Here is a 26,617-nt window from a genome sequence, read left to right on the forward strand (position 1 = left end):
CGGATATAAGCCCCGGAACCTAATAAAACCCGGATTTACATGCCCTGACCAGCTGTAACGCCGAAAACCAGACACACTTTTTGCTACTTAACCCGATCATGCTTCTGCTAGGAGGCGTTAGCGTGGCGGCGAGGGCAAAAAGTTCGTCTGAGTAACTAGAGGCCGGCCGGTGTAGCATCGTCGACTTCCTGCCCCTCGCCGCGCGTTTTAAAAGGCGGAAAATTTCCGCGCACGGTGCCTCGCTCTACCTGCAGCATTTTCCCAAAGCATCTCAGCGGAAACGGAACCCTCAAGGCCTACCATCTGAGCATTACCAGCCAGGTACCATTGTTTCGCGGATCGGAGATGCACATCCCGGGTCGTCCGTATCGAAGAAGTCTCCAGTAGAGAACAGCCTTGCATTCCATACTCGAAAGTGTTACTCCTACAACACGGTCCCAGAAGCCCGGGCCCTCGTTCTAAGGAATAACTGTGGGAGGTTGGAACCTTTCGGGTGCGAACGTCGGTTGTTCCAGAACGGGTGTAGCTTGGGCCACCGGAGCTAACACGCCTGAGACTGAGAAGGCGAGCGCAGCAGCGAGTATCTTTTTACACATGCCGGAAGTATCACCATGATGTGAAAGGTGTGTCCTGTGGATTCCGACCGATTTTCTCCGATGAAGAATTTCTTGCAATACTGCAAATGAAAAGTGACGCGCTCTCCGCCACGGGTCAGGCCCCGGTGACTCGCGATTGGGTGGATTGTCTCCTAGTCGAAACACGCGCCTTTATGGACCTAGGTGAGTCCCTGACCGTTCAGCGTCTCGCCCTGTGGACGATAAACGCGCTGACACTAATGGAAATGAAATATAAAAACCAGGGTTAAACCATCTGCCATGAGACGCTCATAGGGTCATGCGTGGCCGGCCGCATTTCTTTGAGCATGCCGGACAACTGCATGCTAAGAACTGCCTCGCTCACCCTTTGCTGCGGGTAGGTGCTGAGGTGCTTGCTTGGGCGGGCTAGTTTTACTGGGTTGCTCGGCGGGCGCTAAGATGGTTGCCGTTCGTGTCAGTATGCGGTCTTGGGCGTAGTGTCCGCCGATAGTGCACGTCGGCGCAGTTAACCTAATTGGCTCACACCGCGGGAGCGGGAACGCCACGATAGTTTTTGGGTTAATAACACGCCGCAGGGCAAGCAACTGGCAGGTTAAGTACGTACTCGCGATAACGAAACGAGGAAACCCCATGGGTTCTGTGATTAAGAAGCGCCGCAAGCGCATGTCCAAGAAGAAGCACCGCAAGATGCTGCGCCGCACCCGCGTTCAGCGTCGTAAGCTCGGCAAGTAAAGCTTGGCGCGTTTCTCACGCACTGCAACAGCGTCGTCGCCTTCCTGAGTACGTAGCAGGAAGAGCGCGGCGCTGTCGTTGTTTCTAGAGGCGCGTGTCCGCTGGGTGCGCGTGCGCTCTGGGTGCGCGTGTCCGCTGGGTGCGCGTGCGCTTTGGGCTACTCGCGTTAAAAAACTTAGCCGGCGCGGCACACCCCAGCCTCTTGAGAACCGAAAGCAGGGGAGTGTGCCTAAGAGCAGGGTCTCGGGGAAAGCAATCCTGGGGAGATTAGCGGCGGCGGAAAAGCCGCCAGCTGCCGAAGCTAAACGCCGCGGTAGCCAATGTGGGCAGGCCATAGGAACGCAAGGCGCTGCGCATGCTGCGATAATCCCGCACCGCCCAGCCGCGGCGCTTCGCCTCCTTGAGCAGGCGACGATCCGGATTCACCGCCACCGCAGTGCCCACCATGGATAGCATCGGCACATCATTAATGGAATCCGAGTAGGCCGTGCAGCGGGATAGATCCAGCTTCTCAATGGCAGAAAGTGCCGCCACCGCATGTTTTTTACCCGGGCCATGCAAAATATCGCCCACCAGACGGCCGGTGAAGCAACCGTGTTCATCAACCTCCGCGACCGTGCCCAGGGCACCTGTGAAACCGAAGCGCCGCGCCAGAATCTGGGCGAGTTGCACCGGGGTGGCAGAAACCAACCACACTTGGTGGCCGGCTTGAAGGTGCGCTTCGGCGAGCTCGCGGGTACCGGGCCAGGCGCGGTCGAGCATGTGCGAATCCACGATCTCTTCGCAGAGGGTGACTAATTCCTCCACCGAGCGGCCTTTGATGAACTCCAAGGCCTGCTGGCGGCCTTCTGCGACGTCCTCAATGTTCTCGGAGCCGGTGACGCGGAACTTCAGTTGCTTCCACATGATCGGCAGCACCTCGGTGGCCTTGAAGTAGTTATGGCGGGCCAGCCCGAGGGCGAAAACGATGAGGGAGGAACCTTGGATCAAGGTGTTATCGACATCGAAGAAGGCTGCTGCCGCGGTATCTTGTTGGATCTGTGGATCCGGGGTGCTTACGCGCAGCCCGCCGGCAGCCTCGATGGAACCGGAGACGGAGGCCACCCCGGAGGAAAAGTCATCCAGGTTTAGCCCGAAGGTTTCTTTGACCGCCGCTGCTGCGGCTGCTTCGCCGGCGGCGCGCTGGGTGCTCTCATCGATCGGGGGGATCGCGAGGTCTTCGAGGAAGCGGCGGAGGTTACCGCGGGTGACCGACCAGCTAGCCAGGAAATCTTCTGGGCTGGGCATCTGGGTGTGCTGTGGGCGGAAGGGGATATCCGCCGTGGGTCGGTTGTCCTGGGGCCTGTGGCCCTTCTGGGGCCTGGGGCCCTCCGTGGGCCTCGGGCTCTTCGTGGGCCGGGGGCCCTTGGGATCGGTACCCTCAGGCTCACGCGGGGTGGGCGCGTTGGCAGGGGTTGAACTCACGATGACGTGTGGCTCCTCAACAGTGGGTCTTAAGAGGGCTACCCTATCTCATGCTAGGCCTACAATGCGCAGAGACCTGCCTGATCTCCACCTAAGGTATGAGGAGAAATATTTTTCAGCCTGTGTGGGGTGGTGGGTGGCGCTGCGGTGTTTGTGCGCTGTGGCGCTGCGGTGCTCTGGCGCTGTGGTGCTTGCGCGCAGTGGCGCTTGAGGAGTGTTGTTGAAACGAAAGGTGGAGGGCACATGGCGGCTCCGGCTACCCCGCATGAGGTAGAACTCATGGTTCGAGAAACCTGTGGGTCTTGTCATCGTGTGGAAGCCCAAATTCGGCCCATTATTGCTGCCGCTGGGGCGCATCTAAAAGTGGTGGATGTGGACGAAGATCCTGCTCTGGCCATGGAGTTTGGGGATCGCGTGCCGGTGGTGGTGATTGATGGTGAAGAGTTCGCCTGCTGGGAAGTAGATGACAAAGAGTTAGCCCATGCTTTGTTGTAATCAAGTGCCCCCGGGGGATAGCGTTGGGCAATTAAGGCCCCCGCCCCCTGGGTAGGGGGTATTCTTTCGGATGATCGTGGTACATCACCTTATGCCCCCACCCTGGGGGCTTAAGGGAAGGTGGCTAGAAAGTGGTGAACTGTTAGCGTGAGTGTCCTGGTAGTAGGGATGTCCCACCGTTCAGCCCCGGTCGCGCTCCTAGAACGACTGAGCATGGATGATGATGTCCGCGATAGCACCGCTTTGGCTCTCCTAGAGAGGCCCTCCCTAAGCGAAGCCATGATCATTTCCACCTGTAACCGCCTTGAGGTTTATACGGTTACCAATAGCTTCCACACCGGGGTCCAAGAAGTAGTCGAAGTTTTACACAAGGTATCCGGCGTCGATATTGATACCCTGCGCGGATACCTTTATGTGCGCTACGCCGATGCCGCCGCCGAACACATGATGGTGGTAGCCAGTGGCCTGGACTCCATGGTGGTAGGCGAACAACAAATCATCGGCCAGGTGCGCACCGCCTACCAGCGGGCAGTGGAATGTAAATCCGTTGGCCCAGCACTGCATGCTTTAGCGCAATCTGCATTGCACACCGGTAAACGCGTGCACTCGGAAACCGATATTGATGATGCCGGCGCCTCTATGGTGTCCTTCGCAGTTGATGAAGCCCTCCACCATTTGGGGCTCTCCCATGAGGTCACCCCGCTTGCTGGGCGGCGCGCCCTGATTTTGGGTGCCGGTGCCATGGCCTCCCTTGCGGCTACCCATTTAGGTCGCCTGGGGGTCGAAGAACTGGTGATCTCCAATCGCACCCGCAGTCGCGCAGAACGCCTCGCGGAGCATTCTCGCGAAGCTGGGGTGCCAGCACAGGTCTTTGATTTCGATGACCGTGCCGAAGCCCTAAAAATTGTGGATATCGCCGTATCAGCCACCGGGGCGGATAATTTCACGATCACACCGCAGGACCTTGATGGGCTTGCCGGGCGCAGCAGTGACCTGCCGCTTACCCTGATTGACTTATCCATGCCCCGCGATATTGATGATGACACCGCCGGCATTCCGGGGGTGTACCTGGTCAATATTGAGCGCCTGCACCGCGCCCACGAACTGGGGGCCGATGATGTTGATGATCGCGGCCAACGCGATGCCATGCGCATTGTGCGCGAAGAACTCGATGAGTTCTCCTCCGCCCAACGAGTCCGCGACGTGGTGCCAGCAGTATCAGCGCTTCGCCGCCACGCCGCCACCCTCATTGAAGATGAGCTGACCCGCCTTCGCGGCCGCACCCCGGCCATGGATGATGGGGATTTTGAGGAAGTGACCCGCACGGTTCGCCGAGTGGTGGACAAGCTCTTGCACCAACCCACCGTCAAGGTGAAGGAATTAGCAGCCGAATCAGGAGTCGTATCTTACGAATCCGCGTTACAGGAGCTCTTTGGTCTCAAAGGTGAGTGCCGAAGACATATTTCCGTTGATGTGGCAGAGCTGCCCGACGCTGAGCAAATTCGTCGAAGCGCAACTGAGAATTAGGAGATTTGATGACCTTTAAGATTGGCACCCGCGGATCCCAACTCGCCACCACCCAATCCGGTCATGTCCAAGACTGGCTCGCCGAACACGGCTATGAGGCGGAATTAACCATCGTCACCACCGCCGGGGATGTGAATATGGCCCCGGTGGAACGCATCGGCGTTGGGGTATTCACCCAAGCCCTGCGCGAGCACCTCTATGCGGGCCACTGCGATATTGCGGTGCACTCCTTCAAAGATCTCCCCAGCGCCAAAGATGAACGCTTCGAATTAATCGTCCCCCAACGCGAAGACCCCCGCGATTGCCTCATCGCCCGCGATGGCATGACGCTTAAGGACCTTCCGGAAGGGGCGAAGGTAGGTACCGGCGCGCCGCGTAGGATCAGCCAACTTAAAGCCATCCGCCCAGACCTGGATATCCGCCCGCTGCGCGGCAATATCACCACCCGCATGTCTAAGGTCACCGAAGGTGAACTAGATGCCGTGGTCTTGGCCTATGCGGGCCTAAGCCGCGTTGATCTCGGCGCTAAAGCCACCCAGGTGCTAGACACCCAAGAATTCATCCCAGCGCCCGCACAGGGTGCGCTGGCGGTGGAATGCCGCGCCGATAACCCCGAGGTGGTAGCCGCCATCCGCGCGATTGCGGACCCACAGGCCACCGCCTGCTCCGCTGCCGAACGCGGGGTGCTCATTGGGTTGCAGGCTGGCTGCACCGCCCCCGTGGCCGCGCACTCGGTCTACAACGAGGATGACACCATCACCCTCACCGCCGGAGTTTTCGCCCTCGACGGCAAATCCAACGTGGTAGTCACCGAAAGTGCTGCAGTGGCGGAAGCCGCGGAACTAGGGCTCAAGGTGGCTGAGATGCTGCGCGCCCAAGGCGCTGGCCGTATCCTCGCAGCTTCATAAAAGGCACGCTAAAGCAGCCCCAATCCTCGGGTGCTCTCATCAGAATGGGGGCATGTCATTTCCCCATGAGGGGGTTGGTGCTTTATCGTGTTGATACCACACCCCCTGCGCCCGCCGAATCATATGGTCCGCATGTAACCCCCTTTCTCTGCGTGAAAGAGCCCTCCCGCTCAACGCGCGAAGAAAACCCCCGTGGTGATCGCTGCCCCCCGAGGTTCGCAGAGGTTCGCACCACTTCCAGGTGCGCGCCGCGCCCTTCACCAAGCAGCTACCCCACCACACCTGGTGCACGATCTTTTTCAGCGGGCGTGTCGTGCTGTCCTTAGTGCCCTGACCCCTGGGGTTGCCTGCGTTTTACGCAGTCTCCCCCAACGCGCGCCCGCTTTTAGCCCGCATATCGTGCGCGCCGGGAACACTATAGCCAGCCACAGGCTGAGAACCTGCCGGCAGTTTCCACCACAGCAGGATCACGCTGACCTAGGGAAGATCTTCACCAAAGATCTTCGTGGCATGCTCTGCGCCTCGCGCAAGGTGTACCACAACCCCCGCATGCAGCTAGGCGGTGGTGTTAGCCCGCGAAGGGAAATTACCAATAACAGCATTGAGAATAGAAAAGGCGAGCAAACGTGAACACGCCCGGTGATGCACGGAAGCCCCGCGCAAACAATAACCAGAATAACGACGGCGATCAGCACCCCAAGCAACAGGGTGCGATTAACCCCACCGCTTCGGCGTCTAGCTCGATGCCCGGCTCGGTGTCCGGCCAGGCTAGCCGCCCAGCAGGGGAACCCGCCGACGTAGCGGAGAACAACCTACCCGGAAAGGTGATCTTCGTTGGCGCTGGCCCCGGCAACCCGGATTTATTAACCGTTCGCGCCCGCGAGGTGCTCTCGCGAACCGCCATCGCCTATGTCGATGCTGAAGTACTGCCCGGGGTGCGCTCCATTGTTGCCGCCGGACTGCAGGTCCCGGAGGAAAAATTAGCTGCCGCGGAAGCCGAATATGAACGCATCTGCGCGGAAGCTAAAGCCCAGGGTGCTCGCCGCCGCCCGCCGCGCCCACCGGCACCTACCGCCGCCACTATTTTTGAGGTGTCGGAAAAAGACAGCCTCGATGAGGTTGCTAAGAAATTAGCTGATACCGCTAACCAGGGTGCTGATGTGATCCGCTTGGTTGCCGGCAACCCCTTAAGCAAGGAAACCGCGGTGAGTGAAATTAGTGCCGTGGCTGCTCTTGGTGCGGAATTCCAGGTGGTTCCAGGTATGAGCCTGCCTTCTACGGTCCCGGCTTTTGCCGGCATCGCCTTGGGCTCTACCTACACCGAAACTGATGTCAATGACACCAACGTCGATTGGGATCAATTAGCTACCGCCCCGCAACCTTTGGTTCTCCAAGCCCGGCATAAGGATCTTGGTCGGGTAGCTGATGAGCTGCTCTCCCGCGGCCTAGCTGCCAGCACCCCGGCTACTGTGACCGTGCATGGCACCACCCGCCTGCAGCGCACCTATGACACCACCTTGGCCACCCTCGGCAAGCTTGATGCGGAGCTTCCCGGCACCTTGGTCATCACCTTAGGCAAGGGAGTGGATAATCGCTCCAAGTACTCCTGGTGGGAAAACCGCCCGCTATATGGATGGCGCGTCCTGGTGCCGCGTGCCCGCCCGCAGGCCGCCCAAATGTCTACGCTTTTAGCTAGCCACGGCGCCATCCCGCAGGAAGTCCCCACCATTTCGGTGGAGCCGCCGCGCAACCCCGCCCAAATGGAACGCGCCATTAAAGGCATTGTCGAAGGCCGCTACCGCTGGGTGGTGTTTACCTCTACCAATGCGGTGGCTGCGGTGAAAGATAAGCTCAGCGAGTTCGGGCTGGATGCCCGCGCCTTTGCCGGCGTGCACCTGGCTGCGGTGGGTGAAAAAACTGCTGCCGCGGTGAAGGAGTTGGGTATTAAACCTGAACTCCTGCCCCCGCGCAATCGCCAGAACGCCGCTGGTTTAGTGGATGTTTTCCCCGAGTTCTTCGAAGATATTGATGTGGTTGGCCGCGTGCTCTTGCCGCGTGCCGATATTGCCACTGATGTGCTCGTCGATGGCCTCATGGAACTAGGTTGGGCGGTTGATGATGTGGTTGCTTATCGCACCGTGCGCGCCGCCCCGCCCAGCCCGGAAGTGCGCGACATGATCAAATCCGGTGGTTTCGATGCGGTGTGCTTCACCTCCTCTTCCACCGTGCGCAACCTGGTGGGTATCGCCGGTAAACCACATCAGCGCACCATCATCGCCTGCATCGGCCCCCAAACCGCCGAAACCGCGGTGGAAATGGGCTTGCGGGTGGATGTCGTCCCAGAGGTCGCCGATATCCCCAACCTGGTGGATGCCTTGGCTGCGCATGTGGCTTCGCTGCGCGCCGCAGGCCAGCTGCCGCCGCCGCGGAAGAAGCGCCGCGCCCGCCGCAAAACTACCTAAACCCCGCTTCTTTTTAAGGCAAAGCTGCATATCCGAGAACAGTGTTCCCGAAGGTAGGGCATAGATCGCACCCCCGTTTTTTGGTGGGTGCGGCTATGCCACACGTGGCTTCATAAGTGCCCCTTTGTTGCATCCACAGCAATTCCTGGCGCAGGCTATAAATAGAAGATAGAAGCCTGAACCGAAGCGCTCACCACCAGCGCAGAAGGAAAGAAAGCAACCCTCATGACTGAAGAAAACCAGGTAGTACGTCCCTTCCGCCGCCCCCGCCGGCTACGCCAAACCCCGGCGATGCGCGAATTCGTAGCAGAAACCACCCTGCGCCCAGCTGACCTCATCTTGCCGATGTTCATCGCCGATGGTCTTTCCGAACCTAAGGAAATTAGCTCCATGCCGGGCGTGTACCAGCACACCACGGATTCGCTTTTAGCCACCGCGCATGAAGCCCTCGATGCTGGGGTGCGCTGCGTGGATCTTTTCGGCGTGCCCCTAGAAGAAGCCAAAGACGCCGAAGGCTCCATCGCCTGGGACCCAGAAGGCATCCTCAACCGCGGGCTCGATGCGCTGCGCACTGAATTCGGCGATGATCTTTTGGTCATGGCCGATACCTGCCTCGATGAATTCACCGACCACGGTCACTGCGGTGTTCTAAGTGTGGATCGTTGGGGTCGCACCCAGGTCGATAATGACGCCACCTTAGAGCTCTACCAAAAAATGGCGGTCGCCCAAGCTGATGCCGGCGCCCACATTGTTTCCCCCTCCGGGATGATGGACGGCCAAATCCGTGCCATCCGCGATGCCCTGGATGCCGCCGGGCACCAAGATGTCGCCATTATGGCCTATTCCGCCAAGTACGCTTCCGCCTTCTTTGGTCCCTTCCGGGAAGCCGTTGCGTCCTCCTTGGAAGGGGATCGCCGCACCTATCAACAAGACCCCGCCAATCAGCGTGAATCCCTCCTCGAAGTGGATTTGGATATTGCTGAAGGCGCTGACTTTGTGATGGTCAAACCCGCCATGCCTTACCTGGATGTGCTCAACCTGGTAGCCGAAAGCTCCCCGGTGCCGGTGGCTGCCTATCAGGTATCCGGTGAGTACGCCATGCTCCAAGCCGCTGGCCGGAATGGCTGGGTGGACCTTGATGCTGTCATGATGGAATCCCTCATCGGTATTAAGCGTGCCGGTGCCGACCAAATCCTCACCTACTTCGCAACGGAAGCAGCCCGGAAGCTCTAGTTCATGAACGATCTTCGCCAGCAACCCCAACCACCAGCCCCACTTAACCCTCAGCAGGATCAGCGTCAGCAGGGAAACAAGCCAGGCTTAAAGCCCACCAAGCTGCCGGAATCTGTTGCCCTTATGCTCGGGCTTTTTAGCGCCGCAGTGTTCTTCGAGCTCTGCCACCACATTCTTTCCGTGGTGATGGGCATTATGGATCCCGCGCCGCTCAAAGCCCAGGCCCGGGAATCCCTGAAAAACGGTGGCCCCTTTGGTGGTGGGGATGCAGTGCCAAGCGAAGGAATGCTCAACGCTTCGGTTACCACCGCCATCGTCATGGCCGGCCTGGTCGGCATCGCCTTTCTAGTGCTGCTGCTGGTCATGATCCAGATGGTGCGCAAAAAACATAAACGAGCCGATATCGCCCGGCGCATCCTCTTCGTCTTCGGCGTGTACTTCGGTTTGCGGGCCATGATGATCTTCGGGGCGCACCCCCAAGGCAGCACGCTACCGGTGTGGCTCTATGCCTTAGACGGCAGCCTCCAAATTTTAGTTGGGGTAGCAGCGGTCACCGGAGTGGTGTTCTCCCTGAAAGAAGACACCCTGAAATTCACCGGTGAACTCGGCAAAGGCCCCGGCGGTTTCGGAAGCTTCGGACCAAAACCCAAGGCCTAAAAGCACCTCAAAAATTTTTCACTCCTTAACGCCCCAAGCCTCCAGCGGCGAGGGCCGTTCTGCTTGAGGAAGCCGCTAAGCGGCGGTGCAGTATGTGTGTCTCGTATCACATTAATGCTTGCTTACTTAGTCTTTTCCGCTGCCGGTTGTTTCGTTAACCTGAAATCAACCTAAATCACTTAAACAGACCGGGCAGTAAAGAACCCCGGCGAGCATATGGAAAGCGGTGATGAGATGACCACCCCGGTACCTCGTTTTAGTCTTGAGGAGCGGCTGCGAGCAGTTATGGGTGTCCTGGGGGCAGTGGCCGCTCTGGAGCTGCTTTTCATTGGGTATTCCGTGTTCCGTGGACAGGGTGTGTCCTACTCCACGGCCCTATTAGCTGCGGTGTTTCTGGGATTGACCCTCGGCGCATTTCTTGGCGCACGGATGAAGGAATCCTCCACCGCACTACGAATCGGTGTGCTTGTTGGATTCGGTGTAGCGGCCGCCCTCGCTGTCACCATTCTTTTTTAATCCAAACCGCATGGCCCATCTGCCTAAAGCAGATGGGCCATAGCCATGCCGGAAACCTTTCTTGAAGCTTCCGGGGATAACACCAACAACCGTGCCTGGTCTGGGGTAAGGCAGCCACCTCATCACGCCGGTCTCTCCATGCCTCCGAGATGTTCCCCTGGAATGCCCCTCGGCTTCCCGGGGTGCTACAGCGAGAATGCTCAGTGCACCGCTTTTTGAGCAAGACGTACCTGGATTATCAAAATGGGGACCAGGGAACCGAAGGTGATCGCAGCGGCCACCAGATAGGGAGTTTTTGACATTTCCCCCGATTGAAGAAGCATGAAGCCGCCGCCGAGGAAGAAAATAACGGCAATCAAAGCATTCGCCGTCCAGGTCTTACGGTGGGCCGTCGTCCACGCCTCATCGGACTGCATGGTGCTTGGCAATCGGATTCCTACCGCAGAATTCCGCGGCAGAGTGCCGCGCCTGCTTTTGTCTGCAATGACGCCAAAAATGATTGCGCATAACCAGGCGAGAACTCCGGTGACAACCGGTATCCATAGTGACATTTTCTGGCCCCTTCCGACCTTCCATCAGGCTTGCTACCTCAATACCAGGCAAGCCTTAGTCTGTCGAGGTTAAGGTTTTGGGGGATGGGGCATTGGTTTTTTCACGGGCTGCGCACCGAAAAACGGACCGAGGTCTAAGGAGACAACCTAAGGTCCAGAGATAGGCCAGCGGCGTTCGACATGGCTAAGCATCCCCAGGCAGCTACGTATTCATATCCCTCGCGATAGCATAAGATGCACACAATAGCTCCAGCCTGAGCCAAGCATTTTCAGCACCAGGCCACTAGCACTCATCGCCGACTTCATTGAGGACCGTGCACTAACTATGGACCGTCCCGCACCAGGTAGCGCCAAAGCCACCCGTGGTAGTGACAAGCCCCAACGGGGCAGTGAAAAACCTGCCCGCAGCACCGAAAAGCTACTACGCCCCAGCGAAAAAGCCTCCAAGCGTAACTCCGAGCGCGCCGCCAAGATCGCCAAGTCCGGTATGGCTGCCAGTGGCAAAGCCAACGCCAAACCCACTGGTAAAGGTGCCTCCGCTAAGGGCAGCGCCGGTGGTTCTAGTACCGCACCCGGTACTGCTGCTAGCACCGCCTCCCAAACTTTAACGCCGCCCCCGCTGCCAGAAGATCACCCCACTCCCATCCACATGGCGGTGGAAGCGTCTCTTGCGGACCCTTCAGTTTCCCGTCCCCGCGGGCTCTCCGGGGAACTTGGTGCCGGGCATCTTCATGCCCCCGTCGTGCTACCGCCGGTGCCTCAAACTGAAACCCAAAAACAAGTCGCCAGCGCTATTAATACCGCCAAAATCGCGGCCCGCGAAGCTGGTTTTAGCCCCGAGGTAGCCAACTCCGATCACGCGCTGATCGACATGGATGACCGCCCACGCGTCTCCTACGCCTTCGACCTGGTGGGCCTAGAAAACGCACCCCAAATCAGCGAAATTGAAGAAGCCTTAGAAGAACTCCCCGGGGTACGCGCCCGCATCGTATATCCCACCGCCACCGCCTGGGTTACCGCCCCGGAAGGCACCGCACCCCAAGACATTGTCGATATCATCACCACCTTCGGCATTGATGCGCTGCTTACTGATTCCTCGCTACGCCGCCGCGCCATGCTTGCCGGCCGCGATGATCGCAGCACCCGCCGTGCCGCCCGCCGCCGCACCCTCAACTACCGCGGACTGTCCTGGAAATTCCGGCGCCACCTCCAAGAAGAAAGAAAAAACCTCGAACGCGCCCGCGATGCCGGCTGGCTTCGCCAACCCGAAGACGCAGACCAAGATGACCCCAGCACCCAAGCCGATGATGGCGACGTGCTCTTCACCGCCCGCGCATTATTAACCCCGACGCGGCTCATCTGGTGCACCGTATTAAGCATCCCGGTGCTGCTACTTTCCTATATTTCCGCCTGGCAATTCCCCGGCTGGCAATGGCTCTGCCTCGCCCTCACCACCCCTGTGGTGATCTGGGGTGCGTGGCCCTTCCACCGCGCCATGGCCGGTGGTATGCGCCGTGGGCTTACCGCCCTGGATGCCGCTAGCTCCGTCGCAGTCATCGCCGCCTGGTTATGGTCCGCCTCGCTGATGATGTTCACCTCCTCCGGGGAAATCGGCTGGACCTATGTGCCGCATTGGTTCGCCATTGACCGCAACCGCATCGCCGATGGTGAAATCTTCTTCGACGTGGCCTGCGGCATGACGGTGCTCCTCCTGGCCGGTCGCCTCATCACCATGCGCAGCCGGGTGAGCCTCATTAGCGAACTCGATGAGTGGAAACCCGACCCCCAATCAGAGGTCACCGTGGTGCAACGCAACCGCTCCACCGGCCGCCCCGAAAATGTGCGCATCCCCCTCCAAGAAGTCAATGTTGGTGATGATCTCTTCGTCGAACCCGGCGAAATGGTGCCCGTCGATGGCCAAGTCATCGGTGGTGCCTCCACCATCGTGCCCGGCCGCGTCGGCCGCCATGATGGCCCCTTCGATGTGAAAGTGAACTCCCATGTGTGGGCCGGTGGCATGAACACCCACCAACGCCTCAAAATCCGTGTCCTACGCACCGGACACCGCACCCGCATGGCAGCAGTCCACCGCTGGGTTAAAGACGCCACCCGCCAACAAAACCGCTCCGAAATGCTCTCCACCAAATCCGCGGCCATGCTCATCCCCGCGGCCTTGGCAGTCGCCCTCATCGACTTCATCATCTGGGCACTCTTCGGTAAAAACCTCAACACCGCCTTCTGCACCGCACTGGCGGTGCTCGCCTGCGTCGCCCCCGTCGCCCTTGCGCTCTCCCCAGCGCTAGCTATCCGCTACGGCATTGAAACTGCCGCCCGAAAAGGCGTACTCATCCGCGATGGCGCCACCATCCGCCAACTCGACATGGTCGATACCGTGGTCTTCAACCGCGTCGGCACCCTCGCCGAACCCGCCATGACCGTCGAAACCGTCACCGCGGATCGCGGCGAAGAACCCGAATTAGTACTTCGCGTTGCCGGTGCCCTCGCCATGGAAAGCGACCACCCCGTCTCCCGCGCTTTGGTTCGCGCCTCCCGCGAAGCCCGCGACGCCGGCACCGGCGGTGACCTCATCCCCCATTGGATCGAAGTCAGCCACTCTGTCATCCACACCGATGGCACCTTCTCCGGCATGATCGAATTGCCCTTCGCCGATAGCGATGGCACTATCCACACCCGCCAAGTCGAAGCCTCCCTCTGGCGCCCCCGCAATATGGCTCGTCTTCGCGGCCGCCTTGCTGCTGCCGCGGTATCCGGCGGCAGCCCCCTGGTGGTCAGCTGGGGTGGCCGCGACCGCGGCGTCATCACCTTGCATGATGATGTCCGCGATGATGCCATCGATGCCGTTAGCCGCTTAGAAGACATGGGCATCGACACCATGATGCTCTCCCGCGATACCTACCCCGTGGCCCGCCGCTTCGCCGACCGCATCGGCATCTCCCGCGTGCTCGCCGGCATCGCGCCGGGACGTAAAGCCCTCACGGTCCGCGCCGTGCACACCCGCGGCGCCCGCGTGGCCATGATCGGCGATAACTCCGTCATGGAATGCCTCCGCGTGGCTGATGTGGGTGTGCTCATGGGCTCCACCGAGCCGCTCGACACCATGAACCAGCACGAACAACACGACCCCAACGTCGATGTCCTCGTGCTGCGCACCGATGTGTCCGGCATCCCCGCCCTTATCACCCTGGCGCGCCGCGTCTGCCGCATCATCGACCGCAATATTTGGTTCTCCTGGGCCTACAACGGCTTGGCGGTAGCCGCCTCAGTCGCCGGTGTCCTCCACCCCATGGCCGCCACCTTGCTCATGCTCGGCAGCTCCCTTTTCATTGAGATGCGCTCCAACCAAGCCCGCAAGTTCGACCTCCATCCGGTGTCCTAAAAAATATTTAGGAAAGCTTCCCCCGAGACCCGCCTCCCACGCCATCCCAGGTCCGCCTGGCGGTGGCTGCGTGGCTCAGCTATGCCGCACCGAACTGGTGTTATGACACGCCGAAGGCCGTCTTGCCATGGGCTAACTACCCACACATCCAACCTTTGGACCACAATGGTGCCCATGGCCCGACGTAATTTGGTTGATTCCCCCTTTTTGGATGCTGCCTGCCCGCAGATGGGACGCACCCCATCGCATACCCCCGTATGGTTCATGCGCCAAGCAGGTCGCTCCCTTCCGGAGTACCGCAAAGCCCGTGAGGGCATCAGCATGCTCGACTCCTGCTTCATGCCCGAATTGCTTGCCGAGATCACTCTCCAACCAGTTCGCCGCCACAAAGTAGATGCCGCCATCCTCTTCTCCGATATCGTGGTGCCGCTTAAAGCCGCCGGCGTCAAAGTCGAAATCGTGCCCGGCCGCGGCCCCGTCATGGATGCCGCCATCCGCACCAAAGAAGATGTCCTCAACCTCCCCATCCTGGACCATGATGTACCCGAGGTTGCCCAAGGCATTAGCCACATCCTCGAAGAACTCAATGACCGCACCGCGCTCATTGGCTTCGCCGGCGCCCCCTTCACCCTGGCCAGCTACCTGGTAGAAGGTGGGCCCAGTAAAAACCACCAGCGCACCAAAGCAATGATGCACGGTGAACCGGAACTATGGCACACCCTGATGGAAAGGCTCACCCCCACCATCGTTGGCTTCCTCAAAGTCCAAATCAATGCCGGTATTGATGCCCTCCAGCTTTTCGACTCCTGGGCGGGTTTCCTCACCGAACATGATTACCGCAACTATGTGCTCCCACATTCCAAGCACATCTTCCAAGAAGTCGAAGCTGCCGGCATTCCCCGCATCCACTTCGGCGTCGGCACCGGGGAATTGCTTGGCGCCATGAGCGAAGCCGGCTCCGAAGTCATGGGCGTGGATTGGCGAGTACCGCTCGATCGCGCCGCCGAGCGCATCACCCGCGCCGCCGGCCCGCGGGTACTCCAAGGCAACCTAGATCCCGCCATTCTCTTCGCTGGCCCTCAAGTGGTGCGCGAGGAAGTCACCCGCATTAAAGATGAAGCCGCCGCCGCCCAACTAGCTGGCACCGCCCGCGGCCATATCTTCAACCTCGGCCACGGTGTCCTCCCCGACACCCCCGCAGAAGCCATCACCGAAGCTGTCGCCATCATCCACGGCGAAGCCTAAAAGAACACACTGACCGCGAAACACCCCTAGCTAGTTTCACAAAAAATCTTTTTGAAGGAAGGACCCACCTATCGTGCGCTACGCCATTATCGGCGCCGGCCTCGCCGGACTCACCTGCGCCCACGACATCCGTCAGCATGATCGCGATGCCACCATCGAAGTATTCGAAGCCGCAGAACGCATCGGCGGAAAACTCTTCACCGTCCCCTTCGAATCCGGGCCCACCGACCTCGGCGCCGAAGCCTTCCTCAACCGCCGTACCGACGCCATCGACTTCTTCAACTCCCTCGGCCTGGCAGACCACCTCGTGTACCCCTCAGGCTTACGTTCCCTGGTGTACTCCGGCGGCCACCTCCAAACCCTGCCCGCCGGTGGCGCCATGGGCATCCCCGGTGATTCCCGTGATTTCGAAGAACTCCTTGGCGATGAGGCCTGCGCACGCATCGATGCGGAATCCGAAGCCGAACCCATCGACTGGGAAGTCGGCCAAGATGCCCGCGTCGGTGAGCTGGTCCGCCAACGCTATGGCAATGAAGTAGTCGACCGCGTGGTTTCCGCGCTTTTAGGTGGGGTGTATTCCTGCACCGCTGATGATCTCGGCATGCGCGCCACCATCCCGCAATTAGCGGAAGCTTTAGATGAACTTGCTGCCGCCGGTGAAAAAGTCACGCTTTCCGGTGCCATCCAAAAGATGAACTCGCGGCGCAACACCATCACCAAATCCTCCGCCCCTAGCCCCATCTTCGCTACCTTCCGCGGCGGCTACGCCGAACTTTATGACACCCTCGCGGAAAGCTCCGGGGCACAGATCTTCGTGGATGCTTTTATCTCCGGGGTAAACCGCAATAGTGATGGCACCTTCAGCCTCAAGGGCGCTGGCGAGGGCAATTATGATCGCCTCGTGCTCGCCACCCCAGCCCCCACCACCGCGGTGCTGCTTAAAGATATTGCCCCCGAAGCAGCCCAGAAACTCCAGGCCATTGAATTAGCCTCCTCCGCTGTGGTCGGCATGAAATTCGACTCCGATGAGGGCCTGCCCCAAAACTCCGGGGTGCTGGTGGCAGCTGATGAACCAGAGATGCACGCCAAGGCCTTCACCCTGTCTTCCCGCAAGTGGCCGCACCTCGCCGAACGCGGCGGGGCAGTAGTGCGCGCCAGCTTCGGTCGCTTCGGCGATGAAGCATTAGTGCGCGCAGAAGAAGATGAACTGGTGGATATGGCGTTGGATGATCTCCAAAAAACCACCGGCTTCGATGGCCGCGCCGCCGGATTATCAGAAATCTATGTACAACGCTGGTTCGGCGGCATCCCACGCTTTGATAAGAACCACTTCGATGTAGTCGCCGCAGTGCGTGAAGAACTCAGCACCCTCGATGGGGTAGAGGTCACCGGCGCTTGGGCTGCCGGTGTGGGGGTTCCCAATGTCATCGCTGATGCCCGCGATGCCGCCCAACGCATCACCCACGCTGACTAAGCACAGCACCGTGTCTTAAGCAGCAAGCACAAAACCCTAGGAGTAAGCACACTCCCAGGGTTTTCCTCTTACCTAGCTCAGGACCTACAGGTCGTGGCGGTGCACCAAAATCGAGGAGAAATCACTATCCCCACGGCCTCGGGTTTGCTCCAAAGTCAAAGAACCCAAGGCCGCACGCAAAGCCGGCAAATCCTTCTCACTGGTGGCAATCATTAAGCGCGCATCCTTAGCAATCGCATCCACCGTGAAATCACCAGGCACGGTATCGCGCTCCCCACGCACAAAAGGCGCCTTCATATCGCGAATGAACTGCAAGCCAGTAAAGGACAATAACTCCAAAGCCTCATCCGCATCCATCCCCGTGGATTCGGCCAATAACAACGCCTCCCGCAAACCTTCCGCGCTCACCGCCAACGCCAGGTTCGCTAATAGCTTCGCGGTCGCCGCCTTCGCTGCGGAATCCACCCCAATCAAACGCTTCGGATCCGCCCAGGGGCTTACCAGCTCTAAAACCTCAGTGCGGCGCTGCTCATCGCCGCAGCCCACATACACCCCCAACATGCCATTACGCGCCGGGCCAAGGGTGCCCACCACCGGGGCATGCACATAGCCTTCAGCAGCTTCTGCAAATTCCGCCGCATCAGCAGGGGAGACCGTGGTGGTATCCACCCAGGTCATCTGCGCTGGAATCACCCCAGGCTCCAACAACACATCGCGCACCGTATCCGGGCCAAATAAACTACTGATCACACAATCAGCACCCTGGATTGCCTCCGCAATATCGGAGACCACCTCCACGCTGGCGCCGCGTTCTTCAGCGCCCTTAACCAGGGCCTTAGTTTTCTCCTCAGTACGGTTCCACACCCACAGTTCATGGTTTTCCACAAGGTGCAGGGCAAGCTCAGTGCCCATCCGTCCGGTTCCTAAAAATGCGATCTTCATGGCCCCCACTGTGCCACAGCACCATCCAACACCGCAGGACAATGCCCTAATCAAGCACCCCTTATCGGCCTCCCCTGGGGCACCTCACCAGCAATCTGGCCGCCTGGGCCCCTACAATGGTCGCCATGACTGCCGCAGATGCTTTAAGTTCCTCCCATGTTGATTCCTCCCACGCCTGGTACGAACGTGCCTGCGCGGTAACCCCCGGCGGGGTCAACTCCCCGGTGCGGGCCTTCGGTTCGGTCGGCGGCCAAACCCGCTTCATCGCCGAAGCTCAAGGCTCCACCCTCATCGACGTCGATGGCAACCGCTATGTAGACCTGGTGTGCTCCTGGGGTCCCATGCTGCTTGGGCATGCACACCCCGCAGTAGTCGAAGCAGTCCAAAAAGCTGCTGCCAAGGGTCTTTCCTTTGGCACCCCCACCAGTGGGGAAGTGGAACTCGCTGAGCATATTGTGCAGCGCACCAGCGTGGATGAGGTTCGCCTCGTCAACTCCGGTACGGAAGCCACCATGTCCGCGGTGCGCTTGGCCCGCGGCTACACCGGCCACCCCAAGATCATTAAGTTCGAAGGCTGCTACCACGGCCATGTGGATGCGCTTTTAGCTTCCGCGGGTTCCGGGGTCGCCACCTTCTCTCTTCCTGATACCCCCGGTGTTACCGGCGCTGCGGCCGCCGACACCATTGTGGTGCCTTATAACGATCTCGATGCGGTCCGCGCAGCTTTCGCCGCGCACCCCGGTGAAATTGCCTGCATTATTACCGAAGCAGCAGTCGGCAATATGGGCACCGTCGCCCCCCAAGAAGGTTTCAACGCCGCACTCAAGGAAATCGCCCACGATAATGGCGCCCTGCTCATCATTGATGAGGTCATGACCGGTTTCCGCACCTCCTATTCCGGTTGGTACGGCGTCGATGGGGTAGCCGGTGACCTCACTACCTTCGGCAAGGTTGTTTCCGGTGGCCTGCCCGCCGCCGCTTTCGGTGGCCGCGCAGAGATCATGAACCACCTCGCCCCCGCAGGCCCCGTCTACCAAGCCGGCACGCTGTCCGGTAACCCCGTCGCCGTGGCCGCCGGTTTAGCTTCCCTCCAGGCCGCCGATGAGTCCGTCTATGACACGGTCCGCGCCAACGCCGATCGCCTCAGCCAGCTCATCTCCGAGGCACTCCAGCGCGAAGGCGTGCCGCACCACATCCAGCGCGCCGCCACCATGCTCTCGGTGCGTTTCGCAGAAGGCGAGGGTCATAATTTCGCCGACATGAAGGCCGCCGATACTTTCCGTTTCCCCGCCTTCTTCCACGCCCTGCTCGATCACGGCGTTTTCGCCCCGCCCAGCGTCTTCGAAACCTGGTTCGTCTCCACCGCGCTTAGCGACGACGACTTCGAAACCATCGAAAAGGCCCTGGTCCCAGCCGCTAAGGCCGCAGCTGCCGCGAAGCCAAACTAAACTAAGGGCTTTCCTCGAGATCAGAAGGCCCAAGGTCTCCAGGTTCACCCCACGGCACCTGAGGCCCACGGCCTGCCACACCTTCTTCACCTTCGGCGCGAGATCGCGGATTCCAACCCCCGCTTCCTCGCGAGCAACTTCTCAATGAAGGACCACGCATCACTATGACCCGCACTATCGTCCACCTGGTTCGCCACGGTGAAGTCCACAACCCCGAAAAGATCCTTTATGGGCGACTACCGGGCTACCACCTTTCCGCCCGTGGGCGCAGCCAAGCTGCGCGCACTGCCCGCAGCTTCGAAGACCACGATGTCACCTACCTCGCAGCCTCCCCCATGCTGCGCGTTAAAGAAACCTCCGAACCTTTCGCAGAGATCACCGGCCTCGAAGTCCATACCGATGAAGACCTCATCGAAGCAGGCAACACCTTCGAAGGCCTGCGCACCAAAGGCTGGAACTCGCAGCTATGGAACCCCAAATATTGGCCGCGGATGATCAACCCCGCGCAACCCAGCTGGGGCGAACCCTATTGCGAGATCCTAGAACGTATGCTCAAAGCCTTAGAGCGCGCCCACCACGCCGCCCGCGGGCATGAAGCCATCCTGGTCAGCCACCAACTGCCCATTGTGTGCGTGCAACGCCATGTACGTGGCCAATCCTTAGCCCACAACCCGGCTCTTCGCGAATGCGATCTCGCCAGCGTTAGCTCCGTGGTCTTTAGCGAAGACCGCATCGTGGACCTCATCTACAGCGAACCCGCCTGGGAGATTTAACACCATGACTCGCTCATCGAAGCTGCTCGCCATCACCACCGCAGCACTTATTAGCCTCAGTGCCTTAACTGCCTGCTCTAAGGATCAAACCGTCGGCCAAGACGCCGTCAACACCCAAGGTGGAAGCTTCGAGTTCTATTCCCCCGGCGGGCAATTGGTCATCACCTACCCCATTGAAGAACGCAAACCCATCAAAGACTTCAGTGGCCCAGACCTCATGGATGACAACCACGAGATCCACCTCAGCGACTTCGACAACCAAGTCGTCGTCCTCAACGCCTGGGGGCAGTGGTGTGCTCCCTGCCGCACCGAATCTGATGATCTCCAAGAAGTTCACGAAAAAATCCAACCCCAAGGCGGCACCGTCTTGGGTATCAACGTTCGTGACTTCAACCCCCAAATCTCCCGCGACTTTCATAACGACAATGGCCTGACCTACCCCAGCATCTATGATCCGCCTTTCCGCACCGCCGCTTCCCTAGGTGGTGTGCCCAGCTCCGTGGTGCCTTCTACTATTGTGTTGGATCGCCAACATCGTCCCGCCGCCGTATTCTTGCGCGCCATTACCGCCAATGAGCTGATGGAAACCGTGCAAAAAATTCTTGACGAGGAACCCCAAGCGAAGACTTCATGATTATTGCCAGCGGAATAGGTCAACAACTTGCAGATGTCGTAGCCGATGGCCCCATCATCTTCGGGGTGGTCGCCGCCGCACTCGCCGGCCTAGTCTCCTTCGCCAGCCCCTGCGTTGTCCCCCTAGTACCCGGCTACATGTCCTATCTCGCCGGAATTGTGGGCGGGGAAATGAACTATGAAGGCCGCTACGGGCCTGAGGTCGGCAAACGCCGCCAATGGGCAGTAGTTGGTGCAGCCTGGCTTTTCGTCCTCGGCTTCACCATCATCTTCCTGCTTGCCAGTGTCACCATCTTCGGTGCCGTATCGCTTATCGCGGTACAAGAAGATCTCCTCAGAAAAATCGGTGGCATCGTCACCATCGTCATGGGCGTGGTCTTCCTCGGCTGGATCCCGGGCCTGCAAAAAGATACCCGCGCAGCACCCAGAAGGTGGACCACCTTAGCCGGGGCACCGCTTTTAGGAGCAGTATTCGCGCTTGGTTGGACCCCCTGCCTAGGCCCCACCTTGGGGGCGATTATCTCCATCTCGGTAGGCACCCAAGGCATGACCGCGCTGCGCGGAGCCGTATTGATCATTGGCTATTGTTTGGGCCTTGGTTTGCCTTTCGTACTGGTGGCTTTAGGATCAGCCCGGGCAATGCGTACGGTGGAATGGTTACGCAAGCATGCACTCGCGGTGCGCATCATCGGTGGTGTCACCATGATCGCCGTGGGTCTTGCCCTAGTTACCGGAACTTGGGATCTAGTGATTAACTGGGTCCGACAACTCACCGTGAACTTTGGAACCACCCTGCTCTAAGAACCAGAGCATGGGGCAGGCAGTACAACGTCGTGAAGGAAAGTAGGTCCTAGTGAGCAGCACTCAGGCCACCAGCGTGCCTGAATCCGCATCCGCGCGGGCACCCGAGCAGTCGGGGAAGAATTCTCATCCCCCGGCTCGCTCAGCGGCCTACCGTTGGGCCCGCCCACTACGCCGCGCCTGGAATTGGCTCACCAGCATGCGCACAGCCCTAGTGCTGCTCTTCTTACTCGCAGCTGCCGCCATCCCCGGAGCATTGCTGCCCCAACGTGAACTCAATGAATCCAAAGTCATTGAGTACATGAATAACAATGGCAAGACCGCTGAGATCTACGACAAGCTGCAGCTCTTCGACGTTTTTAGCTCGAATTGGTTCACCGCTATTTACGTCCTGCTTTTCATCTCACTGATCGGCTGCATCCTGCCGCGCTCCTGGGAGCATTGGAAAGCCCTAAAAACCCCACCAGTGCGCGCCCCACGACGCCTCGAAAGGCTGCCGCTGCACGCAACCGGGGAACTACCCGGAACCCCAGAAGAAATTGAGCAACAAGCCCGCGAACTTCTTAAAGGTTGGCGAATCTCCGGATGTTCGCCGGAACAAGACCGCGCCGGGAAGCGTTCCATCGCCGCCGAGCGCGGCTATCTACGGGAATTCTTTAACCTGCTCTTTCACCTCGGCTTAGTTGCCATACTCATCGCCATGGCGGTGGGCAAACTGCTTTTTTATGAAGGCCACGTCATTGTTGTCACCCCAACTGGCTATGGCGAACAACCCGTAGAGAGAAATACAGAATTCTGTAATACTGCGCCCGCTAACTATGACTCCTTCAGTGCGGGGCGTCTTTTTGATGGCACCGGGCTGCACCCCTTCTGTTTCCAGGTGCATGACTTCACGGCTGATTATTTGCCTAATGGCCAAGCCTCGATGTTCAGCTCCAATATCTCCTACGCCGAAGGCGATGACATCCTCAAGGACCCCAGCAGCTGGGAGAAGTACAAGCTGCGGGTGAACCACCCACTGCTGATCGTCGGTGACCGCGTGTACCTCCAAGGCCACGGCTTTGCCCCGACCTTCACGCTAACCTGGCCCAATGGTGAAAGCCGCACCCAAACGGTGCAATTCCGCCCAGATGACCCCACCTTCTTCCTATCTTCTGGTGCGGTGCGCTTCGACCCGCCGGCCGGGCTCTACCCAGATCTTTTCGAGCGCCGCCAACACCAGATCGCACTGCAAGGCCTCTTTGCTCCTACTGCAGCCTGGTCTGGGGAAAAGGGTGAACTATTAAGCTCCGGCTTCCCAGCTTTGCGGGATCCGGCGGTCGCCATTGATATTTATCGCGGTGACAATGGCCTCGATACCGGTACCGGCCAGGATCTCTATAACCTAGATCCGGCGCTGATGCATAGCGGGCAACTAGAAAAGATTAAGCGCGTCAACCTCATGGTTGGTGAGGAAGTCACCCTCGATGATGGCAGCGTGCTGCGCTTCGATGGTGCCCGCGAATACGCGAACTACCAGATCAGCCACGACCCAACCCAATGGTTCTTACTTGCCTCAACGGTGATCATGTTGGCGGCCTTGGTGGGCTCCCTTGCGATTCGCCGCCGCCGGGTGTGGTTCCGGTTGAGCGAGGGAAGCACACCGGGTACTACCCATGTTCAGATGGCTGGGCTGGCTCGAACCGATCATGCCGGCTGGGGAAGTGAGTTCGACCGGATGCATAGGACCCTATTCGCCTTGCCGGATCCGGATGACGAGCAGGAAGAATTCCACGAGTTCTAACGATCCCGCGTTTTTACCCACCCCAAGCCCGCGGCGAATAATCCACAAAGCCCAGCAATGTAGGCCTGTGTGCCCATACCCAGGAAGTACAGTCCCGCCATGATGGCGTAGCTAAACGCCGCTAGGTAGAAGAAGTTGGCACCAATCCTGGAGTGGACTTCAACAAATGGGTGTTTCGGGTGCTCCTTGATCGCCTGAAAAGCTGCACTGAGCATCAACAGGGAAAGACCGATAGCCAATAAGAGGGAAAACCAATTCACGGGAAAGCATGCCTTCTAAAACGTGGTGACTGCGGCGGGCCTGAGCATATGGGGCACTAAATTTTCACTATAGCGAGCCCGCAATAGGCCTCATGTTGGTGCCTCAAGGCTAAGAATCTTCGCGGAGATGATGCACTAAAGGGAGGCGGCCCTAAAGATGCGTGGGTCCGATATGCACAGCTCATAGGGTTGGCTTAAGGATTTGTGCAGCTTAGCCGGCGGTCGCAAGCTTGAGCAGCACCCTCGGGCGGGGTAGTGTCAGGAATCAAACTGGGTCAGCCGTACAGTGTTGCGCTTTGTTCGACGCCACTCTGATATGCCTTGACCGGGTGTTTTTCCTATTGAACCTCCCCACATTTGTGAAGGTGACTGCACCGCTATGCAACCTCTGATGCCGATAGACCACGGCCTATCGAACATGTCCGACATTGCGTTTCGTACCGCGTTGGTGATCTATATCCTCGCGTGGGCGCTGTCATTCACCTATTACGTCAAGCGCCACATCGCACTGTCTTATGATCAGCGTTTGCAACGGCAACGTGAATTGGTTGCAGTGGGAGCGGAAAACAGCAGCACCGGAACCACCGCGGTATTACCAGCTGATCCGGAGCAAGACCCCCTGCCAGAAAATGCGGAGGAAATTCTCGCGCAGAAACGCGCTTCGGCGTCGAAATTTGGTGGGATGACCCAGACCGTGGTCTGGTTGGGCATCATTGTGCATGTCACCGCAGCAGTGCTTCGCGGCCTAGCAGCGCACCGCGTACCGCTGGGCAATCTCTACGAATATGTTCTGGTGATTACAGCATTCGCGATGGTTGCGACGGCGCTGGTGGTGCAGCGTAAAGAATGGCGCGTATTGTGGCCATGGATGCTGACCCCGATCATTGGGCTCTTATTCTTCGGCGGCACCAAACTCTATGCCGCGACTGCCCCGGTGGTGCCTGCACTACGCAGCTATTGGTTGCCCGTGCACGTGACCACGGTATCGGGGGGCGCTGCGATTGGTATTTTCTCTGGAATCGCCTCGATCCTGTACCTATTGCGTAAATGGCAACCCAAAGGTCAGGAAAAGGACGGCTTCTTCGGGGCCTTGGTTCGCCCGCTACCTAGCACCCAGACCTTAGATAATCTTGCTTATCGCTCTGCGGTAGTCACTCTGCCGGTGCTTGGCCTGGGTATTTTGCTGGGGGCCATTTGGGCTAATACCGCGTGGGGCCGCCCGTGGGGTTGGGACCCGAAGGAAACGGTGTCCTTTATTACCTGGGTGCTTTATGCCGCATATCTACATGCTCGTGCCACGGTGAGTTGGCGCGGTGTTCATGCGGCCTGCATCAATGTCTTGGCGCTGGCAGTGATGATCTTCAACCTCTTCTTCATCAATATGGTGGTCAGTGGCCTGCACTCCTATGCGGGTCTGAACTAAGCAAAGAAACCACACCCCCACAGTTCTCAGCGCGATGCTGGGGATGTGGGGGTTTTGTTTATGCGGGGTCTATATGTGGGGGCTACTCGCGTTAGAGAATTATCTGGTGCGGCATGCCTTCGCCCGCGCAGACCTTGGGAGCTAACGTAGGCTTGGCCTTGACGATCTCGACAAGCAGCATCGATTTATCCCGCGAAAAGAATGGAAGCAACCTAAACCTCATGCATGTTGTGGTGACCGGTGGCGCCGGTTTTATTGGCTCGAATTTTGTGCATCGTACGTTGGAGACGCGGCCGCAGGCGAGGGTGACGGTGCTGGATAGTTTTAGTTATGCGGCGAATCCGGCGAGTTTAGCGGGGCTGCCGGAGGATCGCGTGCGAGTGGTGCGCGGGTCGGTGGCGGACCTGGAGTTAGTGCGGCGGGTGCTGGGCGATGCTGAGGATCCGGTGGATGTGGTGGTGCATTTTGCGGCAGAATCGCACAATGACAATTCTTTGCGGGACCCGTTGAGTTTTGTGCGTTCCAATGTGGAGGGCACGGTGGTGTTGGCGATGGTCGCGGCGGAGCTGGGGATTCGGTTGCACCATATTTCCACCGATGAGGTGTTTGGGGATTTGGAGTTGGATGATCCGGCGAAATTCCGGCCGGATACGAATTATGCGCCTTCGAGTCCTTATTCGGCGTCGAAGGCGGCGAGTGATCACTTTATTCGGGCGTTTGTGCGTTCCCATGGTTTGCGCGCCACCATTAGTAATTGCTCGAATAATTATGGACCACGGCAGCACCCGGAGAAGTTCATTCCGCGGCAAATTATTGGGTTGATTGAGGGGCGATTGCCGCGGGTATATGGCACCAGTGAGAATGTGCGTGATTGGATCCATGTGGATGATCACAATGATGCTGTGTGGCGCATTATTGAGCGTGGTGAAATCGGGGAAACCTATTTGATTGGGGCGGATGGGGAGCGCACCAATACGGAGGTTGTGCGGGAAATTTTGCGGGCTTTTGGGCGTGGCCCGGAGGAGTTTGTGCGGGTGACGGATCGCCCGGGGCATGATCGCCGTTATGCCATTGATGCGAGTTCGACTTTGGGGTTGGGGTGGCGGCCGCAGCACCAGGATTTTCGGGAGGGGCTGGCGGAAACTATCCAGTGGTATCGCGATAATCCCAGTTGGTGGCGAGAGTCGGCGGCGTTGGCGGAGGCGCGATATCGCGAAGTGGAAGAGGAACTTCCCCAGGAAGGGCACTAACCGGGCAGGGCATTGGCCCGGGAGGCGCGTGGGACCGAGCAGGGCAC

Annotated in this window: 22 protein-coding genes; 18 read left to right on the forward strand and 4 right to left on the reverse strand. The window is 59.2% G+C overall.

What is annotated here, in order from left to right:
- Positions 1-1,226: 1,226 nt before the first annotated feature.
- Complete coding sequence (locus BMZ01_RS00010; protein ID WP_003855542.1) at positions 1,227-1,328, forward strand: 30S ribosomal protein bS22; 102 nt, start codon at positions 1,227-1,229, stop codon at positions 1,326-1,328.
- A 267-nt stretch (positions 1,329-1,595) separates the two neighbouring features.
- On the opposite strand, the gene BMZ01_RS00015 is transcribed toward BMZ01_RS00010, so the two are convergent.
- Positions 1,596-2,615: an HAD-IB family hydrolase gene (locus BMZ01_RS00015; protein WP_092283182.1), complete on the reverse strand. Its 1,020-nt coding sequence runs from the start codon at positions 2,613-2,615 to the stop codon at positions 1,596-1,598.
- Positions 2,616-3,035: 420 nt separating this feature from the next.
- Between BMZ01_RS00015 and BMZ01_RS00020 the strand changes: the two genes are divergently transcribed.
- The 7 genes from BMZ01_RS00020 to BMZ01_RS00055 all read left to right on the forward strand — a co-directional run bounded on the left by BMZ01_RS00020 (position 3,036) and on the right by BMZ01_RS00055 (position 10,590).
- Positions 3,036-3,287: a glutaredoxin family protein gene (locus BMZ01_RS00020; protein WP_092283700.1), complete on the forward strand. Its 252-nt coding sequence runs from the start codon at positions 3,036-3,038 to the stop codon at positions 3,285-3,287.
- 147 nt (positions 3,288-3,434) lie between these two features.
- Complete coding sequence (locus BMZ01_RS00025) at positions 3,435-4,814, forward strand: glutamyl-tRNA reductase (RefSeq protein ID WP_092283184.1); 1,380 nt, start codon at positions 3,435-3,437, stop codon at positions 4,812-4,814.
- Positions 4,815-4,822: 8 nt separating this feature from the next.
- Positions 4,823-5,722 (forward strand): hydroxymethylbilane synthase, encoded by a 900-nt coding sequence (gene hemC / locus BMZ01_RS00030; RefSeq protein WP_092283186.1) that lies wholly within the window; start codon positions 4,823-4,825, stop codon positions 5,720-5,722.
- Between the two features lie 743 nt (positions 5,723-6,465).
- Positions 6,466-8,184, forward strand: a complete 1,719-nt coding sequence (locus BMZ01_RS00040; protein ID WP_092283702.1) for a bifunctional uroporphyrinogen-III C-methyltransferase/uroporphyrinogen-III synthase — start codon at positions 6,466-6,468, stop codon at positions 8,182-8,184.
- A 225-nt stretch (positions 8,185-8,409) separates the two neighbouring features.
- Positions 8,410-9,417: a porphobilinogen synthase gene (gene hemB, locus BMZ01_RS00045; RefSeq protein WP_092283190.1), complete on the forward strand. Its 1,008-nt coding sequence runs from the start codon at positions 8,410-8,412 to the stop codon at positions 9,415-9,417.
- A 3-nt stretch (positions 9,418-9,420) separates the two neighbouring features.
- Positions 9,421-10,074 (forward strand): hypothetical protein, encoded by a 654-nt coding sequence (locus BMZ01_RS00050; protein WP_092283192.1) that lies wholly within the window; start codon positions 9,421-9,423, stop codon positions 10,072-10,074.
- A 216-nt stretch (positions 10,075-10,290) separates the two neighbouring features.
- On the forward strand, positions 10,291-10,590 hold the full coding sequence (locus BMZ01_RS00055) for a hypothetical protein (RefSeq protein ID WP_092283194.1): 300 nt from the start codon (positions 10,291-10,293) through the stop codon (positions 10,588-10,590).
- A 200-nt stretch (positions 10,591-10,790) separates the two neighbouring features.
- Here BMZ01_RS00055 and BMZ01_RS00060 read toward each other — a convergent pair whose 3' ends face one another.
- The gene (locus BMZ01_RS00060) at positions 10,791-11,141 is read right to left on the reverse strand and encodes an SdpI family protein (RefSeq protein WP_092283196.1); all 351 of its coding nucleotides are present in this window, start codon (positions 11,139-11,141) and stop codon (positions 10,791-10,793) included.
- A gap of 325 nt (positions 11,142-11,466) precedes the next feature.
- Here BMZ01_RS00060 and BMZ01_RS00065 point away from each other — a divergent pair, with 325 nt between their 5' ends.
- The 3 genes from BMZ01_RS00065 to BMZ01_RS00075 all read left to right on the forward strand — a co-directional run bounded on the left by BMZ01_RS00065 (position 11,467) and on the right by BMZ01_RS00075 (position 17,257).
- The gene (locus BMZ01_RS00065) at positions 11,467-14,538 is read left to right on the forward strand and encodes an HAD family hydrolase (protein ID WP_244887543.1); all 3,072 of its coding nucleotides are present in this window, start codon (positions 11,467-11,469) and stop codon (positions 14,536-14,538) included.
- 174 nt (positions 14,539-14,712) lie between these two features.
- The gene (gene hemE / locus BMZ01_RS00070) at positions 14,713-15,783 is read left to right on the forward strand and encodes a uroporphyrinogen decarboxylase (RefSeq protein WP_177179999.1); all 1,071 of its coding nucleotides are present in this window, start codon (positions 14,713-14,715) and stop codon (positions 15,781-15,783) included.
- A 73-nt stretch (positions 15,784-15,856) separates the two neighbouring features.
- Entirely contained in the window at positions 15,857-17,257 is a 1,401-nt protein-coding gene (locus tag BMZ01_RS00075; RefSeq protein WP_092283200.1) for a protoporphyrinogen oxidase, read from the forward strand.
- An 84-nt stretch (positions 17,258-17,341) separates the two neighbouring features.
- Here the strand turns inward: BMZ01_RS00075 and BMZ01_RS00080 are convergent, their stop codons facing one another.
- Complete coding sequence (locus BMZ01_RS00080) at positions 17,342-18,199, reverse strand: NAD(P)-dependent oxidoreductase (RefSeq protein ID WP_092283706.1); 858 nt, start codon at positions 18,197-18,199, stop codon at positions 17,342-17,344.
- A 116-nt stretch (positions 18,200-18,315) separates the two neighbouring features.
- Between BMZ01_RS00080 and hemL the strand changes: the two genes are divergently transcribed.
- From hemL to BMZ01_RS00105, 5 genes are all read left to right on the forward strand, one after another.
- Positions 18,316-19,647, forward strand: a complete 1,332-nt coding sequence (gene hemL, locus BMZ01_RS00085) for a glutamate-1-semialdehyde 2,1-aminomutase (RefSeq protein ID WP_092283202.1) — start codon at positions 18,316-18,318, stop codon at positions 19,645-19,647.
- 164 nt (positions 19,648-19,811) lie between these two features.
- The gene (locus tag BMZ01_RS00090; protein WP_092283204.1) at positions 19,812-20,420 is read left to right on the forward strand and encodes a histidine phosphatase family protein; all 609 of its coding nucleotides are present in this window, start codon (positions 19,812-19,814) and stop codon (positions 20,418-20,420) included.
- Between the two features lie 4 nt (positions 20,421-20,424).
- Positions 20,425-21,054, forward strand: coding sequence for a TlpA disulfide reductase family protein (locus BMZ01_RS00095; protein ID WP_092283206.1), 630 nt, complete (start codon positions 20,425-20,427; stop codon positions 21,052-21,054).
- A complete protein-coding gene (locus BMZ01_RS00100) occupies positions 21,051-21,854 on the forward strand; it encodes a cytochrome c biogenesis CcdA family protein (protein ID WP_092283207.1) in 804 nt (267 codons plus the stop codon). Before BMZ01_RS00095 ends, BMZ01_RS00100 begins: the two co-directional genes overlap by 4 nt.
- Positions 21,855-22,053: 199 nt before the next feature.
- Positions 22,054-23,637, forward strand: a complete 1,584-nt coding sequence (locus BMZ01_RS00105; RefSeq protein ID WP_092283708.1) for a cytochrome c biogenesis protein ResB — start codon at positions 22,054-22,056, stop codon at positions 23,635-23,637.
- Here the strand turns inward: BMZ01_RS00105 and BMZ01_RS00110 are convergent.
- On the reverse strand, positions 23,634-23,897 hold the full coding sequence (locus BMZ01_RS00110) for a hypothetical protein (protein ID WP_092283209.1): 264 nt from the start codon (positions 23,895-23,897) through the stop codon (positions 23,634-23,636). The two genes, BMZ01_RS00105 and BMZ01_RS00110, sit on opposite strands and share 4 nt — an antisense overlap.
- A gap of 391 nt (positions 23,898-24,288) precedes the next feature.
- On the opposite strand from BMZ01_RS00110, the gene ccsB reads away from it, so the two are divergent.
- Together ccsB and rfbB are read left to right on the forward strand one after the other, a co-directional pair.
- A complete protein-coding gene (gene ccsB / locus BMZ01_RS00115; RefSeq protein ID WP_092283710.1) occupies positions 24,289-25,320 on the forward strand; it encodes a c-type cytochrome biogenesis protein CcsB in 1,032 nt (343 codons plus the stop codon).
- 221 nt (positions 25,321-25,541) lie between these two features.
- Positions 25,542-26,570 carry a dTDP-glucose 4,6-dehydratase gene (gene rfbB / locus BMZ01_RS00120; RefSeq protein ID WP_092283712.1) on the forward strand — a complete coding sequence of 343 codons (1,029 nt, stop codon included), beginning with the start codon at positions 25,542-25,544 and terminating at the stop codon, positions 26,568-26,570.
- The last annotated feature ends 47 nt before the right edge of the window (positions 26,571-26,617 follow it).

The sequence above is a fragment of the Corynebacterium spheniscorum genome (assembly GCF_900113445.1).
In the GTDB taxonomy this organism is placed as follows: domain Bacteria; phylum Actinomycetota; class Actinomycetes; order Mycobacteriales; family Mycobacteriaceae; genus Corynebacterium; species Corynebacterium spheniscorum.

Coding starts and splice junctions, on each gene's coding strand:
- BMZ01_RS00055 (WP_092283194.1), top strand. CDS start 10,291: ATGGAAAGCGGTGATGAGATGACCACCCCGGTACCTCGTTTTAGTCTT.
- rfbB (WP_092283712.1), top strand. CDS start 25,542: ATGCATGTTGTGGTGACCGGTGGCGCCGGTTTTATTGGCTCGAATTTT.
- BMZ01_RS00050 (WP_092283192.1), top strand. CDS start 9,421: ATGAACGATCTTCGCCAGCAACCCCAACCACCAGCCCCACTTAACCCT.
- BMZ01_RS00100 (WP_092283207.1), top strand. CDS start 21,051: ATGATTATTGCCAGCGGAATAGGTCAACAACTTGCAGATGTCGTAGCC.
- BMZ01_RS00060 (WP_092283196.1), bottom strand. CDS start 11,141: ATGTCACTATGGATACCGGTTGTCACCGGAGTTCTCGCCTGGTTATGC.
- BMZ01_RS00065 (WP_244887543.1), top strand. CDS start 11,467: ATGGACCGTCCCGCACCAGGTAGCGCCAAAGCCACCCGTGGTAGTGAC.
- BMZ01_RS00090 (WP_092283204.1), top strand. CDS start 19,812: ATGACCCGCACTATCGTCCACCTGGTTCGCCACGGTGAAGTCCACAAC.
- hemB (WP_092283190.1), top strand. CDS start 8,410: ATGACTGAAGAAAACCAGGTAGTACGTCCCTTCCGCCGCCCCCGCCGG.
- ccsB (WP_092283710.1), top strand. CDS start 24,289: ATGCCGATAGACCACGGCCTATCGAACATGTCCGACATTGCGTTTCGT.
- BMZ01_RS00095 (WP_092283206.1), top strand. CDS start 20,425: ATGACTCGCTCATCGAAGCTGCTCGCCATCACCACCGCAGCACTTATT.
- hemL (WP_092283202.1), top strand. CDS start 18,316: ATGGTCGCCATGACTGCCGCAGATGCTTTAAGTTCCTCCCATGTTGAT.
- BMZ01_RS00010 (WP_003855542.1), top strand. CDS start 1,227: ATGGGTTCTGTGATTAAGAAGCGCCGCAAGCGCATGTCCAAGAAGAAG.
- BMZ01_RS00080 (WP_092283706.1), bottom strand. CDS start 18,199: ATGAAGATCGCATTTTTAGGAACCGGACGGATGGGCACTGAGCTTGCC.
- hemC (WP_092283186.1), top strand. CDS start 4,823: ATGACCTTTAAGATTGGCACCCGCGGATCCCAACTCGCCACCACCCAA.
- BMZ01_RS00105 (WP_092283708.1), top strand. CDS start 22,054: ATGCGCACAGCCCTAGTGCTGCTCTTCTTACTCGCAGCTGCCGCCATC.
- BMZ01_RS00040 (WP_092283702.1), top strand. CDS start 6,466: ATGCCCGGCTCGGTGTCCGGCCAGGCTAGCCGCCCAGCAGGGGAACCC.
- BMZ01_RS00020 (WP_092283700.1), top strand. CDS start 3,036: ATGGCGGCTCCGGCTACCCCGCATGAGGTAGAACTCATGGTTCGAGAA.
- BMZ01_RS00015 (WP_092283182.1), bottom strand. CDS start 2,615: ATGCCCAGCCCAGAAGATTTCCTGGCTAGCTGGTCGGTCACCCGCGGT.
- hemE (WP_177179999.1), top strand. CDS start 14,713: ATGGCCCGACGTAATTTGGTTGATTCCCCCTTTTTGGATGCTGCCTGC.